Origin of the sequence: Bradyrhizobium betae, from assembly GCF_008932115.1 — a bacterium.
Lineage (GTDB): Bacteria > Pseudomonadota > Alphaproteobacteria > Rhizobiales > Xanthobacteraceae > Bradyrhizobium > Bradyrhizobium betae.
In genome coordinates, this window is record NZ_CP044543.1 from 4063392 (window position 1) to 4077309 (window position 13918).

Sequence of the window (13918 nt, forward strand, 5' to 3'; positions counted from 1 at the left end):
TCAATGTCCCGCGACCGGCTCCGCCGCCGTGTCATAAGTTGTCACCGCCCTGCCGCCGCCGCGATAGACGACAAGCGCGGCGATGATGCCGAGCGCGGCCGCGAACATCAGCCAGAGACCGGGCGCGGCCTTGTTGCCGGTGTAGTCGATCAGCAGGGTCGAGGCGAACGGCGTGAAGGTGCCGAACAGCGCAGCCGCAAGCGCGAACGCCAGCGAGAAGCAGGTCGTACGCACATGCGCCGGCACGATCTCGACCAGCGCGCCGAGCATGGTGCCGCTGTACATGCCGAAATAGAACGAGAACATCATCTCGACCGCGAGCAGCTTGCCGAAGGTCGGGGCTGCCACCAGCCAGCTCAGCGCCGGGTAGGCGGTGAGCAGCGCCAGGGTGGCGATGCCGACCAGCACCGGCTTGCGGCCGATCCGGTCCGACAGCGCGCCGCCGACCGGATTCCAGAAGAAGTTGGTGACGGCGACGAGCAGCGTCACCAGCAGCGCATCCTGCGACGACAGCTTCAGCACGGTCTTGCCGAAGGTCGGCGTGTACACGGTGACGAAGTAGAACGTCGTCGTGGTCAGGATCGCGATCATCATGCCGAGCAGCACGATGCGCCAGTTGGCGAGCGCGGAGGCGAACACTTCGTTCGCGCTCGGGTGCTTCTTCATGGCGAGGAAGGCCGGTGTTTCCTCCAGCGTGCGCCGCAGGAAGAAGATCAGGGGAATGATCAGGCAGCCAACGAAGAACGGAATGCGCCAGCCCCAGGCGGCCACGGTGTCGGCCGGCATCACCTCGGAGAGGAGGAAGCCGAGGATCGACGCCACGAAGATCGCGACCTGCTGGCTCGATGACTGGAACGAGGTGTAGAAGCCGCGATTGCCGGGCGTCGAGATCTCCGCGAGATACACCGACACGCCGCCGAGCTCGACTCCGGCGGAGAAGCCCTGCAGCAGGCGGCCGATCAGCACGATGACCGGCGCCGCGATGCCGATGGTCGCATAGCTCGGGCAGAACGCGATCACCACGGTGCCGATGGCCATGATGCCGAGCGTGACGATCAGGCCCTGGCGGCGGCCGATGCGGTCGATATAGGCCCCGAGCACGATCGCGCCGACGGGCCGCATCAGGGCGCCGAGCCAGAACACACCAAACGTATTGAGCAGCGACGCCGTCTCGTTGGTGGAGGGGAAGAACGCCTTGCCGATGGCCGCGGCGTAGAAGCCGAACAGGAAGAAGTCGAACTGCTCGAGGAAATTGCCCGAAGTGGCACGCAGGATCGCGCCGATGCGCGACTTGATTTCGGGCGGATTGGTTGCTGGTCCAGCCATGACGTTACTCCCTGAAGACGCGGCCGGACCGGAACTCATTTCACGGCAAGGCGACAGATTGATGCTGTGACAATCTGTCCTACCCCTCTCGCGCAGGGCGCGGCGAGTCAACCGATTTTGCTAGGGAAGCTGATGATTTCTCAGGCTTTATTCTGCGTTGCCGCAATCATCCAAGCGCGGAACGCGGACAGCTTCGGGGCCTCGCGGCGGCCCTCCGGGGCGACCAGGTAGAAGCCGGCATCGGCCGGCAGCGCGATCTTGAAGGGCACCACGAGCCGGCCCTTGGCGATGTCGTCCTGGACGTAGGAGGTCCGGCCCATCGCCACGCCGATGCCGTCGATCGCGGCCTGGATGGTCATGAAGATCATGTCGAAGGTGATGCCGGGCTGCCTGGCAATATCGACCGGCAGCCCCGCCGCGGTCAGCCACAGCCGCCAATCGTCGCTGTTGGCGTTGGAGGTGTGCAGCAGCGGATAGCCTCGGAGATCCTCGGGCTTCCGCAACGGCTTGTCGCCGCGCAGCAGCGACGGGCTGCACACCGGAAACAGCTCGTCGGCCATCAGCCAGTCGGCGCGCAGGCCCGGCCATTGGCCGCGGCCGTAGCGGATCGCGGCATCGACATTGTCGCGCTGGAAGTCGACCAGGCTGGTCGACGTGGTGATGCGGACGTCGATGCCGGGATGCTGTTCCTGGAAATCGGTCAGCCGCGGCAGCAGCCATTTTGCCGCGAGCGAGGCCAGCGTCGAGACGGTCAACACCTTGTCGTCGTCCTTGCGCAGCAGCCGGTCGGTGGCGAGGCGGAGGTCGTTGAAGGCGGCGCGGACGCCCGGCAGGTAGTCGCGCGCCTCCGGCGTCAACGCCAGTGCGCGGTTCTGCCGGATGAACAGGCGGATGCCGAGCTCTTCCTCGAGCCTGCGGATCTGATGGCTGATCGCGGTCTGCGTCACGTTCAGCTCGCTTGCGGCCAGCGTGAAGCTGAGATGGCGCGCGGCGGCTTCGAAAGCCCGCAATCCGTTCAGGGAGGGCAATCTGGCAGTCATCTGGCAGCAGGATACATGACGTTATTTCATGCGAAAGGGTACAAATTGTCGTTTGTCGCAGTGCACTCAGAGGCAGATATTCGCAGGCAAGTTAGCTCAAGGAGCTGAAAATGTCCATTTTGACCCAGAATTCAGTGACAAATCATCATGCGTCTGGCCTGCTCTCCCAGATCGGGGAGACCCTGCATGTCTGGCACGAGCGCTATCGTAACAGGCGTGAACTGACCCACTGGACGGCCCGCGATCTGCACGACGTCGGCCTGTCCTGGACCGACATTGCCTACGAGGCTGACAAACCCTTCTGGCGGGCCTGATTGGCCGCCAGGCCGGCGCCGCCTGACTGTGGGGGCGCCGGCGGTCCCTTTCTGTCTTGGGCACGTGTCATGAACACTCTCCGCCTGGAAGACCTGAAGCAATATTCGGACACGCTGCATACCAGGGACGGCGGGGCACTCAACGTCCGTTTCGTCGAGCCGCGCGACACCGAGGAGCTTCAGCACTATTTTCGCTCGCTCACGACGCGGTCCCGCTACAACCGCTTCTTCGGCGCGATCAGCGAATTGCCGAAGGGCCTGCTGAGCGAATTCCTGGATGTCGGCGGGCGCGAACGCTTCACCGTGGTTGCGACCAAATTGGTCGACGGCTTCGAGACCATCGTCGCCGAAGCGCGCTATGCCTTCCATGCCGAGACCGCGACGCTGGAGTTCGGCCTGTCGGTCGATGACCGCTGGCAGGGCCACGGCATCGCCACTGCGCTCATGAAGAATCTGGAATGCCGCGCGGCTGCGCTCGGCGCCGAGCATCTGTTCGGCGACACGCTGCGCGCCAACGACACCATGATTTCGCTCGCGCGCAAATCCGGCTTCGCCTTCGTCAATCATCCCGATGACTGGAAGTTGGTGCGCTTCGACAAGGAAATCAGCGTCGCACCGAAAGACATTCCCTGCGCGAGCTGGCGCCTCGCCGCCCTTTCCCGTCAGGCCGAAAGCCCCTCAGCCTCGGCCTGACGCCACTGCGAGCCCGGCCTGGTCATCCAGAGCCGGGCATTTTTTTGCGCTCACACCCCGTCATCCTGAGGTGCGAGACGCGCGGAGCAACGCGCCGCGCGGGGAGCCTCGAAGGATGAGCGGCCCCGCTGCTTCCCTGGCATTCGCATCTCGGCAGCCACAGACGGGCTGTCGCCCTTCGAGGGCCGCTGAAGAAGCGGCTACCTCAGGGTGACGGTCAGCGATTGGCGAATGCCCTACTTCCCCGTGAACACCGCTTTCCGCTTCTCGATGAACGCCTGCACCGCTTCCTTGTGATCGGCGGTCGTGGTCAGGCGGATCAGCCGCTCGGCTTCGTGGTCGCGCGCGGTCTCGAAATCGAACAGCAGGGCTTCGTCGAGATTGTCCTTCATGTAGCGCAGCGCGAGGCGCGGGCCTTCGGCGAGCGACTTTGCCAGGGCGAATGCTTCGGCTTGCAGCTTGTCGTCGGGGACGACGCGGTTGACGAGGCCGATGGTTTCGGCCCGCGCGGCGTCGACGCGATCGCCGGTGAACAGCAGCTCGCGCGCCCGGGCGGTGCCGACCAGGCGCGTCAGCAGCCAGGCGATGCCGTAATCGCCGGAGAGCGCGATGCGGGCATAGCCGGTGGCGACGAAGGCCGATTGCGCGGCGATGCGGATGTCGCAGGCCATCGCGATGGCAAGCCCCGCGCCGACCGCGGGTCCGGGCAGGGCGGCGATGGTCGGCTTGCGTACCGAGACCAGCGCGCCGGTCAGCAGCCGCTGCCGCTCCTGGAGATCGGCGACCTTGTCGTCGAACGACATTTCAAGCTTCTTCGGGTCGCGATGCGCGCCCATGCCCTTGACGTTGCCGCCGGCGCAGAACGCGTCGCCCGCGCCGGTGAGCAGCAGCGCGCCGACATCGGGACTCTCGCCGCAGGTCCGGATCATCGAGCGCAGCGCGGGCGTCAGCGTATCCGACAGCGAGTTACGCGCCTCCGGCCGGTTCAGCGTGATCACCGCGACACGGTCGCGGATGACGCAGAGCAGTTCATTGGTGCCGGTGTCGATGGTCGTTTCCGTGGTCATTGTCGCTCCCTAATCTTGTAGGGTGGGCAAAGCGAAGCGTGCCCACCATTCCTGCTTCCGTGGCGTCAATGGTGGGCACGGCGCTTTGCGCCTTTGCCCACCCTACGGCAGTCACGTCTTAAAACGTCTCCACCCAGGGCCGCAGCTCCAGCTCCCAGCTCCAGGCACTGCGCGGCTGCTGCAGCACGTTCCAATAGCTCTCCGCGATCGCGTCGGGATCGAGCATCGAATCCGGCTTGTCAGGTGCTTCCGTGCGTGTCTCGCTCTTGATGCCGCCGTCGATGACGAAATGCGCGACATGGATGCCTTGCGGCGACAATTCGCGCGCCAGGCTCTGCGCGAGTCCGCGCAACGCGAACTTGCCCATCGCGAAGGAGGCGGATTGCGCGTAGCCCTTGACGCTGGCCGAAGCGCCGGTGAACAGGATCGCGCCAGACTTGTTCGGCAGCATGCGCTTGGCCGCCTGCTGCGCCACCAGGAAGCCGCCATAGGCGCTGATCGCGATCGCCTGGGCCACATCGGCCGGTACGAGGTCGACGAACGGCCCGCGCGTGCGGCCGCTGGCGTTGTAGACGACCAGATCGGGCGTGCCGATCTCGCGCTCGACCAGCCCGAACAGGCGCTCGACCTCCTCCGGTTCGGTGGCGTTGCAGGCATAGGCTTTTGCGTCGGTCTCGCTGCACAGCGCGCCGAGCTTTTCGATCTTGCGAGCGGCCAGCGCGACACGGATGCCCTGGGCGGACAGCAGCCGCGCCAGCGAGGCGCTCAGGCCTGCGCCGGCGCCGACGATGAGTGCGATCTTGTATTTCGGATGGTCCATGACGTGGTCCCTCGAGGATCAGGAGCCGCTGATCTATGCATGCCGCGCGCGAACAGCCAGCGGGGGCATCGAGGAGCATGATCACAATTCCGCAGAGCGAATTGCTCCCTCGCGGCGATCATGCCTCCCTGACAATTTGCGGCTTTATCCAATCTGTCGGCTGGAGCATGATCGACATCATCCCAAGCGGCAAGCGCAAAACAGCGCAAAATGTCCGCAGGGCGCGGAAACGAAGAGGACGATCATGCACAAGCCGGTCACAGCGCAGCCAAACAATGTCGCGGCCGCACCATCCGGCTTGCTGGCGCCCGATACCACTGGCATGAATTTCTATCGCGCCGATCAGGCGCTGACGGATCTGCTGCGTATCCACCTGCCGGAGCCATTATTCCGTCACATCGAGCCGCACCTCGATCGTCTCGGCGAGCTCGCCGGCGGCCGGCTCGATGAGTGCGCGCGGCTGGCCGACCGGCATACGCCGGTGCTGCACCAGCGCGACAAGTTCGGCCGCGACGCGCAGTGGATCGAATATCACCCGGCCTATCGCGAACTGGAGAACGCCGCATTCGGCGAGTTTGGCATCCACGCGCTCTCGATCCGCAAGGGCATCATGGGCTGGCCGGACAAATATCCGGTGGTGGCAAAACACGCCTTCACCTTCCTGTTCAACCAGACCGAGTTCGGCATGGGTTGCCCGATCAACGTCACCGATGGCTGCGCAAAGCTGCTGGCGAATTTCGGCAGCGAGGCGCTGAAGGCGAAATATCTCGATGGCCTCACCCAGACCGACATGAGCAAGCTGACGCAGGGCGGCCAGTTCATGACCGAGAAGGAAGGCGGCTCGGACGTCGGCACGCTCACGACGACGGCCGTGCAGGAGGGCGACCATTGGCGCTTGTACGGCGAAAAATGGTTCTGCTCGAATGCCGATGCGAAAGTGGTGATGCTGCTGGCGCGGCCCGAAGGCGCCGGCCCCGGCACGCGCGGCGTCGGCCTGTTCCTTGTGCCGCGCTTCCTCGACGACGGATCGCAGAACCACTACCGGATCGTGCGCCTCAAGGACAAGCTCGGCACCCGCTCGATGGCTTCGGGAGAGATCAAGCTCGAAGGCGCGATCGCCTATGCGGTCGGCAAGCTCGATCGCGGCTTCGTGCAGATGGCCGAGATGGTGAACTCGTCGCGGCTGTCGAACGGCGTCAAATCCACCGCGCTGATGCGCCGCGCCTATCACGACGCGATGACGGTGGCCAGGAATCGCGTGGTGTTCGGCAGCCGCATCATCGATCTGCCGCTTGGCCGAAGGCAGATGCTGAAGATCATGCTCCCGGTCGAGCAGGCGCTGTCGATGAGTTTTCTCACCGCCGACGCGCTCGACCGCGCCGAAGCGGGCAGTCAGGACGCAGCCGCGCTGCTGCGCATCCTGACGCCGACGCTGAAATTCCGCGCCACGCGCGATGCGCGAAAGGTCTGTGGCGATGCGCTCGAGATGCGCGGCGGCATCGGCTATATCGAGGAATTCGCCACCGCCCGCCTGCTGCGCGACGCGCATCTCGGCTCGGTCTGGGAAGGCACCGGCAACATCGTCGCGATCGATGCGCTCCGGCGCGCGGTCGGCCGGCATGGCGCTGAATCCGCGCTATCGGCCGATCTGCATGCCCGCCTCGACGACAGCGCCTCGGTGCCGCAGGCCTGGCGCGACAATCTGCGCGGCCTCGTCGATCGCGCCGTCGGTTTCGCGCGCGAGGTGGCCGGGACATCCGAGAACGAGGCCGATGCGCGGCGCGCCACCAGCCTGCTCTACCATGTCGCAAGCGCCGTTGCACTCGCCTGGGAAGCGCATCGCATCCACGACATGCGCGGCGATGCGCGCCGGCTGCTGCTGTCGAGGCTGGTCATCGATCATCGCGTGGCGCCGAACGATCCGTTCCGGCTGACGGAAAATGCCGCGCAAGGGAAGATCGCCGCGCTGCTGCTGGGCGATCGCGAGGCCGGCATGAGCGAGGTTGGCGAACTGGTTCTGGCGGCGTAGGCTGTGCTCGCGTTCAAACCAAGAAAAGCGACAGGGAGTGCTCGATGAAGGCCGCCGTCCTCTATGAAGTCAACAAGCCGCTGGTCATCGAGGATGTCAGCCTGCCGAAGCCGGGCCCGCGCGAGGTCCTGATCCGAACGACGGTGGCCGGTCTCTGCCACTCCGATCTCCATTTCATGGAAGGGCTTTATCCGCATCCGCTGCCCGCGGTGCTCGGGCACGAGTCCGCCGGCGTCGTCGAGCAGGTCGGCTCCGACGTGACCTATGTGAAGCCCGGTGACCATGTCGTCACCTGCCTGTCCGTGTTCTGCGGCACCTGCGATAATTGCACCACCGGCCGCACCGTGCTCTGCACCGACACCACCGTAAAGCTGCTGCCGGGCGTCTCCAACCGGATGCAATGGTCGAAGCCCGAAAAGCTGCACCAGTTCCTCAACTTGTCGTCCTTCGCCGAGCAGATGCTCGTGCACGAGAACGCCATCGTCAAAATCCGGAAAGAAATGCCGCTCGATCTCGCCGCGCTGATCGGCTGCGGCGTCATCACCGGATACGGCGCTGTCGTGAACACCGCGAAGGTGACGGCCGGCGAGACCGTGGCGGTGATCGGCTGCGGCGGCGTCGGCATGGCCGCGATCAACGGCGCGCAGATCGCGGGCGCCGGACGCATCATCGCGATCGACACCAATCCGGCAAAACTCCAGCTCGCCACCAAGCTGGGCGCCACCGACATCATCAATCCCGCCGATGGCGACGTGGTCAAGCAGGTGCGCGACCTCACCAATGGCGGCGTGCATCATTCCTTCGAGGTGCTCGGCCGCAAGGAGACCGCCGAGCAGGCGTTCGGTATGCTCGCCTCGGGCGGTACCGCGACCATCGTCGGCATGATCCCGTTCGGCCAGAAGATCGAGCTGCATGGTTTTGACTTCCTGCGTGAGCGTAGGATCCAGGGCTCGTCGATGGGCTCGAACCATTTCCGTGTCGATATGCCGAGGCTGGTCGATTTCTACCTGCGCGGACGGCTGCACCTGGAGGACTGGATCTCGGCCAAGCTGAAACTCAGTGAGATCAACGAGGGCTTTGCCAGCATGAAAGCCGGCAAGACGCTGCGCAGCGTGATCGTGTTCGATAGCTGAAGCAACACAGGTGTCATCGTCCGCGAAGGCGGGCGATCCAGTACGCCGCGACCGGAGTCGTGTAAGCCAACTACCGCCGCAGAGTACTGGATGCCCCGGTCAAGCCGGGGCATGACAGCCAAATGTGGAGCGCAAGGTCCCGCCTTCGCGGAGAGCTTCAATCGTCGAACATCTTCGGCGGCACGAACCCGCCAAATTCGCGCTCGATCAGCTCGGCGAGCTTGAGCGGCGTGCGGTCCTCCAGCCACGGGCCGACGATCTGCACGCCGACGGGCAGTCCATTCGGCGCAAAACTCGTGGGGATCGCGGTCGAAGGCAGGCCGGGCAGCGTTGCGATGCCGGGCCAGACGAGCTGGTCAGTATAGACGTGCTCCTTGCCGTCGATCGTGATCCGGCGCTTTTCCTGGTCCGGTGAATGGTCGTGCGGATAGGCCGCCGTCGGCATCACCGGGCAGATCACGGCGTCGAACGTCCTGAACAGCTCGCGCCATTGCGCGCGCAGCCGCGTGCGGCCGGCGTTCGCCATCTGCCAGTCGCGATGGCTGAGCGCGATGCCGCGCAGCCGCTCGGCGCCGAGGCTGGTGTCGCCTTCCGGCAGCGCCTCGGCCGCCTTCTTCGCGCCGGCATAGACGTCGGGCGGGAAGCCCGCCCCCAGGAACGACAGCAGCATGCGCATATAGAGCCGCGACGAGGCCGCGAAATCCGGCAGCAGCGGGCTGCTGCGCTCGATCCTGACGCCTGATCTGGCGAGGTTGTCGGCGAGCGTGTTGATGGTGCCGCGCACCGCGGTATCGGTCGGCAGCACCGGATCGGTATCGATCACCAGCACACGGAAATCCTTGAATGCCGTGTGTCGTGCGGCCGGCAACTCCAGCCGGTAGGCGAGGCCGGCATCGATCGGATCGGGCCCGGCCATCACGTCGAGCACCAGCGACAGGTCGGCGGCGCTGCGCGCCATCGGGCCGATCACCGAGAGGTCGCGCTCGAACGGCAGGGGCGGCAGCGGCGGCGGGGTGTGGCCCCGCATCGCCACGAGATTGAAGGTCGGCTTGTGTGCATAGACGCCGCAATGAAACGCTGGCACGCGCAGCGAGCCGCCGATGTCGGAGCCGATCGACAGCGGGCCGTAGCCGGCCGCGAGCGCGGCCGACGAGCCGCCCGAGGATCCGCCGGGCGTGCGGTCGAGATCATAGGGGTTGTTGGTGGTGCCGTAGATGTCGTTGTAGCTCTGCCAGTCGCCGAGCCCGAGCGGCACGTTGGTCTTGCCGACAACGACGGTGCCGGCGTCCTTCACTCGCGTCACCGGCAGCGCGTCTTCCTTGGCGATGAAATCCTTCTGCGCCGGAATGCCCCAGGTCGTCGGCAGGCCCGCGACGTTGTAGGATTCCTTCACCGTCATGGGCAGGCCGAGCAGCGGCTTTGTTTCGCCGCGCGCCAGCGCCGCATCCGCCGCGCGTGCGGCGTCGAGCGCACGATCGAAATCCCGCACGCAGATCGCATTGACCTTGCCGTCGTGCCGTTCGATGCGGTCGATCGCATCCTGCGTGAGTTCGACCGACGAGACCTTCTTCGCGGTCAACGCGGCCGACAGCTCGACCGCGCTCTTGTAACTCCATTCCGACTTGGCCACGACATGCTCCTGCGCTTCACTGACGGGATGATGCGCAGTTTGGCGAACGCTGCAACCGCCGTTTGACGGCGGTTGATATGCCGGTGAGGCTCGTCGGGCGGCGGCCAAAACGTCGGTGTCATCGCCCGGCTTGACCGGGCGATCCAGTACTCCGAGACGGTTGTGATTGAATTGAGGGGCCGCAGCGTACTGGATCGCCCGCTTTCGCGGACGATGACAGTGAGTGTGAGGCTGGAGCTACGCCGCCCCGATCAATATCCCCACCGCCAGCACGATGGCGCCGCCGAGCACGATCTGGAACACGGCCTGGAGGAACGGCGTGTCCATGTAGCGCGCGCGGATGAAGGCGATTGCCCACAATTCGAAGAACACGACGACACCGGCGATCGCGGTCGCGATCCAGAACGCATTGGCCCAATGGTCCGGCACGAGATAGGGCAGGGTGTGGCCGAGGCCGCCGAGCGTCGTCATCGCTCCGCAGGTGAGACCGCGCAGCCAGGGCGAGCCGCGGCCGGTCAGCGAGCCGTCGTCCGAGAGCGCTTCCGCAAAGCCCATGCTGATGCCGGCGCCGATCGAGGCGGCGAGGCCCACCAGGAAGGTCTGCCAGTTCTGGTGGGTGGCGAAGGCCGCCGCAAACAGCGGCGCGAGCGTCGAGACCGAGCCGTCCATCAGGCCGGCGAGGCCCGGCTGCACGTATTGCAGCACGAACATGCGGCGGTTGGTGCGATCCTCCTCCGCGCGCACGTCGGGGCTGAGAATCTGGTCCGTCAGCTTTGTGGCCATTTCCTCGTGGCCTTTCTCGGCTTCGGCGAGATCGCCGAGCAACCGACGAACGCCGACGTCCTGCGCCTGCTCGGCCGCCTTGACGTAAAAGCGTTCGGCCTGCATCTCCATCGTCTCGACCTCCCTGCGGATGGTCTCGAGCGACAGGTTTTTGGTGAGCCAGACCGGGCGGCGGCGCAGGAAGCCCTTGACGTCCTCGCGGCGGATGGGGGGCAGATGGGGACCGAAGCGCTGCTCGTAGGTTTCCAGCAGCATGTGGCGATGGCCGCGCTCTTCCTCCGCCATCTGCTCGAAAATCTTGGCGGAATCCGGGTACCGCTCCCTCAGATCCTCGGCGAAAGTCATGTAGATGCGGCTGTCTTCCTCCTCGGAGGAAATCGCGACCGCAAGCACCTCGCGCTCGGTCAAATCGGCAAAATTCTTCATCGGGCCCTACAGTTTAGAATTATTCTAATCTATAGGAGGTCGTTCGCGTCGGGTCAAATTGCTCGGCCGATTTTCAGTCGGGCCCATGGTGGAACCCGACACTGATCCCAGCCGTTCTTGAACCGGGAAATTTCGGCATCGATGGGGCTGTCATGAGCAAGGTAAAATATCGCTTGAACGATCCGCGGCTGGCGCCGCGGCGGACCAAGCTCGAGATTCCGGGCTGGGCCGGCAAGCGTGAGCCGCGTGCGGATGGCTCCCGGGAACAGGTCTGGCACTGCGTCCCGTTCTCGGAGGGCGCGCAGTACGGCATCGAGCTGTTCTATCCCTATGACTTCGAGCTCCACGTCAGCACGAGAGAGAATCGTCTGGTGTTGGAAGCTGATTGGGGCGAACCGCCGGACAGCGGCGTGCAGTGGCCGCCGTTCCGGAATTTCGGGGATGTCTTCTACACCTATCAGATACTGCTCGATCTGAAGGTCGAGAAAGGCATGGCGATCCGGACTGAACCGCACCCGCGGTTCTATACCGATCGGACCGACACGGTGCCGATCGCGGTACCCGCACTGGTGCGAAACTGGTGGCCGATGCTGTTCTTCACCGTCTTCAAGGCCCCGGCCGAGGGGCGTACCCACATCTTCAGGCCGAACGAGCCGTTCGCGCAGATCATCGTGATTCCAGAAGAAGCCAATTTCGAGCTCGAGCAGATGGACGCGGAGGAGGCTTCCGAGCGCGAACTGCAGGCCCGGCGAATCTACCACAGCCGCCCGACCCTATCGGCAGGGACCGAATGGACGTCATCGACGGATACGGTTTTCGATGGAACCTATCGGCATCTGCATCGCGCGGCCAAGGATAAGTCCCGGGAAGAATAGACCCGCCGTTTCCCCCCAACCAACGCTCGGGAGGAAAAACAGGGCCCGTAGGCCCTGGTCTGCTGTGGCGAGCGCGGCTCAATAGTCGCGGCGATAGAAACTGTGGTGGTGATGGTGATGATGGTGGTGATGGCGGAACCGATATCGCGGCACCACGACCACCCGGGGCGCGTAGCGGCGATAGAAGCCGTGATGGTGATGATGGTGGTGGTGATGATGGTGATAAAACTGCGCGAGCTGTACATTCTCGTGCGGCTGTACCGGTGCGGTTTCGTCGATAGCTTGCAGCGTTGCGGCCGCATTGGGAATCGGTTGCAGCAGCTCCGCGAAGGAATTTGCCTGCAGAACGTCCGTCGGGGCAGGCGTGGCTTGGGCGGAACCCACAGCGCCGAGCGCTGCCATGGCGCCCAATAGTCCCGCGATTTTCTTTTCCATAGATGTTCTCCATATCTCCGGACGCAACGCCGGCATCCCGCAACGCCAGCCATTGCCGAATGTTCCCGATAGTGGAGAATGTACGCTTCGATGCGCCGCGCGCGAGGCGCCTATGCTTTTGCACGCGCCAGGAAGTCGAGAAGCAGGCGACTCACCTCGGCCGGCTGCTCCTGCTGCACCCAATGACCGGCACCGTCGATCAAATGGCAGCCGAGCATCCTGGTGCAGGCGCTCGTCTGCATCGCCTCCAGCACGCCTGGGCGCTGATAAATACCCCAATCCTGCCTCCCCGAGATGAAGCAGGAGGGCACGTCGATGCTGCGGCCGGAGAACAGCTGCAACTCGTCGTTGAGCAGGCCTGTCGTGCCGTAGCGGTACCATTGCAGGCCGCCCTGGAATCCAGTCCGGCCATATTCGGCGCTGTAATAAGCGAGGTCGCTATCCGGCAGCCATTGGTTGGCGGCAATCGCGGCCGGCGACGGCATCTCCTTGCCGACCGTCTCGGCCATCGTCTCGCCGGCGTCCATCACGTAATAGGTCGGCAGTTTTGCCAGCTCATTCGCCGACCATGACTCAAGCGGATACGGCCTGTTGTCGGTCCAGTCCGCGCTCTTGTGGTGGTAATAGGCGCGCAGGAAATCATGCACGCCCTGCGGCGCGTGCTGCATGTCGGCGTTGGCCGCGCGTGTCGAATAGTACCACTGATAGTGTTTGCGCGGACGCGGCAGCGCGGCGAGCTCTCGATGCACGGGATCTTCGATCGCGGGTCTTATCGGCGCATCGACGGTGTTGAACGGCAGTGCCGGGGCGCCACCGAACGGTGCGCTCATCAATGTCACCGAACGAAACACGTCGGGCCGGATCAGCGCGCACCAGGCCGCGACCGGGCTGCCGAAATCATGTCCGGCGAGGTCAACCTGCCTGTAGCCGTATGCCGACACCAGAGCGAGCGCGTCACGCACGAGGTTGAGAAGAGAGAACGGCGTGAGATCGCCGTCGTAATCCGCCGTCCATCCCGTGGTGCGGCCATAGCCGCGCTGGTCCGGCGCGATCACGTGATAGCCGGCAGCCGCGAGCGCCGGCATCACCTTGCGCCAGGAGAAGGCGAGCTCCGGAAAGCCGTGCAGCAGCAGGATGCAGGGCCGTCCCCTCGTCTCGAAGCCGGCCTCGAGCACATGCATGCGCAAGCCGTTGATGCCGTCGATGTAGCGCGAGCGGATGCCGGCGGGGAGGGGAATGTCGGGGAGCGCGTTCATCGTTTCCTCCTTATCCTCCCCTGGAGGGGGAGGGTCGATCGCGCGAAGCGCGAGCGGGGTGGGGTGATCTCTCAACACGGGTAGTGTTCGA

The 13918-nt window shown here is 64.9% G+C and carries 13 protein-coding genes; 5 read left to right on the forward strand and 8 right to left on the reverse strand.

Annotated features, from left to right (window positions below):
• Together tcuC and F8237_RS19315 are read right to left on the reverse strand one after the other, a co-directional pair.
• Window positions 1-1326, reverse strand: a complete 1326-nt coding sequence (gene tcuC / locus F8237_RS19310; RefSeq protein WP_151646988.1) for an MFS transporter — start codon at window positions 1324-1326, stop codon at window positions 1-3.
• Window positions 1327-1466: 140 nt separating this feature from the next.
• Window positions 1467-2366 carry a transcriptional regulator GcvA gene (locus F8237_RS19315; RefSeq protein WP_151646990.1) on the reverse strand — a complete coding sequence of 300 codons (900 nt, stop codon included), beginning with the start codon at window positions 2364-2366 and terminating at the stop codon, window positions 1467-1469.
• A 110-nt stretch (window positions 2367-2476) separates the two neighbouring features.
• Here F8237_RS19315 and F8237_RS19320 point away from each other — a divergent pair, with 110 nt between their 5' ends.
• Together F8237_RS19320 and F8237_RS19325 are read left to right on the forward strand one after the other, a co-directional pair.
• Window positions 2477-2680, forward strand: coding sequence for a DUF1127 domain-containing protein (locus F8237_RS19320; RefSeq protein ID WP_151646992.1), 204 nt, complete (start codon window positions 2477-2479; stop codon window positions 2678-2680).
• Between the two features lie 69 nt (window positions 2681-2749).
• The gene (locus tag F8237_RS19325) at window positions 2750-3373 is read left to right on the forward strand and encodes a GNAT family N-acetyltransferase (protein WP_151646994.1); all 624 of its coding nucleotides are present in this window, start codon (window positions 2750-2752) and stop codon (window positions 3371-3373) included.
• Window positions 3374-3609: 236 nt separating this feature from the next.
• Here F8237_RS19325 and F8237_RS19330 read toward each other — a convergent pair whose 3' ends face one another.
• Window positions 3610-4440 carry an enoyl-CoA hydratase gene (locus tag F8237_RS19330; RefSeq protein WP_151646996.1) on the reverse strand — a complete coding sequence of 277 codons (831 nt, stop codon included), beginning with the start codon at window positions 4438-4440 and terminating at the stop codon, window positions 3610-3612.
• Between the two features lie 118 nt (window positions 4441-4558).
• Window positions 4559-5260, reverse strand: coding sequence for an SDR family NAD(P)-dependent oxidoreductase (locus F8237_RS19335; RefSeq protein WP_151646998.1), 702 nt, complete (start codon window positions 5258-5260; stop codon window positions 4559-4561).
• Between the two features lie 244 nt (window positions 5261-5504).
• Between F8237_RS19335 and F8237_RS19340 the strand changes: the two genes are divergently transcribed.
• Together F8237_RS19340 and F8237_RS19345 are read left to right on the forward strand one after the other, a co-directional pair.
• Window positions 5505-7289, forward strand: a complete 1785-nt coding sequence (locus tag F8237_RS19340) for an acyl-CoA dehydrogenase family protein (protein WP_151647000.1) — start codon at window positions 5505-5507, stop codon at window positions 7287-7289.
• Between the two features lie 44 nt (window positions 7290-7333).
• The gene (locus F8237_RS19345; protein ID WP_151647002.1) at window positions 7334-8422 is read left to right on the forward strand and encodes a Zn-dependent alcohol dehydrogenase; all 1089 of its coding nucleotides are present in this window, start codon (window positions 7334-7336) and stop codon (window positions 8420-8422) included.
• Window positions 8423-8579: 157 nt separating this feature from the next.
• On the opposite strand, the gene F8237_RS19350 is transcribed toward F8237_RS19345, so the two are convergent.
• Together F8237_RS19350 and mbfA are read right to left on the reverse strand one after the other, a co-directional pair.
• Complete coding sequence (locus F8237_RS19350; RefSeq protein ID WP_151647005.1) at window positions 8580-10052, reverse strand: amidase; 1473 nt, start codon at window positions 10050-10052, stop codon at window positions 8580-8582.
• A gap of 237 nt (window positions 10053-10289) precedes the next feature.
• Window positions 10290-11261, reverse strand: coding sequence for an iron exporter MbfA (gene mbfA, locus F8237_RS19355; RefSeq protein WP_151647007.1), 972 nt, complete (start codon window positions 11259-11261; stop codon window positions 10290-10292).
• 152 nt (window positions 11262-11413) lie between these two features.
• Between mbfA and F8237_RS19360 the strand changes: the two genes are divergently transcribed.
• The gene (locus F8237_RS19360; RefSeq protein ID WP_151647008.1) at window positions 11414-12136 is read left to right on the forward strand and encodes a hypothetical protein; all 723 of its coding nucleotides are present in this window, start codon (window positions 11414-11416) and stop codon (window positions 12134-12136) included.
• Window positions 12137-12214: 78 nt separating this feature from the next.
• Here the strand turns inward: F8237_RS19360 and F8237_RS19365 are convergent, their stop codons facing one another.
• Window positions 12215-12571 (reverse strand): hypothetical protein, encoded by a 357-nt coding sequence (locus F8237_RS19365; protein WP_151647010.1) that lies wholly within the window; start codon window positions 12569-12571, stop codon window positions 12215-12217.
• Window positions 12572-12681: 110 nt separating this feature from the next.
• On the reverse strand, window positions 12682-13827 hold the full coding sequence (locus F8237_RS19370) for an alpha/beta hydrolase (RefSeq protein WP_151647012.1): 1146 nt from the start codon (window positions 13825-13827) through the stop codon (window positions 12682-12684).
• Window positions 13828-13918 lie beyond the last annotated feature (91 nt).

Coding starts and splice junctions, on each gene's coding strand:
- tcuC (WP_151646988.1), bottom strand. CDS start 1,326: ATGGCTGGACCAGCAACCAATCCGCCCGAAATCAAGTCGCGCATCGGC.
- F8237_RS19315 (WP_151646990.1), bottom strand. CDS start 2,366: ATGACTGCCAGATTGCCCTCCCTGAACGGATTGCGGGCTTTCGAAGCC.
- F8237_RS19320 (WP_151646992.1), top strand. CDS start 2,477: ATGTCCATTTTGACCCAGAATTCAGTGACAAATCATCATGCGTCTGGC.
- F8237_RS19325 (WP_151646994.1), top strand. CDS start 2,750: ATGAACACTCTCCGCCTGGAAGACCTGAAGCAATATTCGGACACGCTG.
- F8237_RS19330 (WP_151646996.1), bottom strand. CDS start 4,440: ATGACCACGGAAACGACCATCGACACCGGCACCAATGAACTGCTCTGC.
- F8237_RS19335 (WP_151646998.1), bottom strand. CDS start 5,260: ATGGACCATCCGAAATACAAGATCGCACTCATCGTCGGCGCCGGCGCA.
- F8237_RS19340 (WP_151647000.1), top strand. CDS start 5,505: ATGCACAAGCCGGTCACAGCGCAGCCAAACAATGTCGCGGCCGCACCA.
- F8237_RS19345 (WP_151647002.1), top strand. CDS start 7,334: ATGAAGGCCGCCGTCCTCTATGAAGTCAACAAGCCGCTGGTCATCGAG.
- mbfA (WP_151647007.1), bottom strand. CDS start 11,261: ATGAAGAATTTTGCCGATTTGACCGAGCGCGAGGTGCTTGCGGTCGCG.
- F8237_RS19360 (WP_151647008.1), top strand. CDS start 11,414: ATGAGCAAGGTAAAATATCGCTTGAACGATCCGCGGCTGGCGCCGCGG.
- F8237_RS19365 (WP_151647010.1), bottom strand. CDS start 12,571: ATGGAAAAGAAAATCGCGGGACTATTGGGCGCCATGGCAGCGCTCGGC.
- F8237_RS19370 (WP_151647012.1), bottom strand. CDS start 13,827: ATGAACGCGCTCCCCGACATTCCCCTCCCCGCCGGCATCCGCTCGCGC.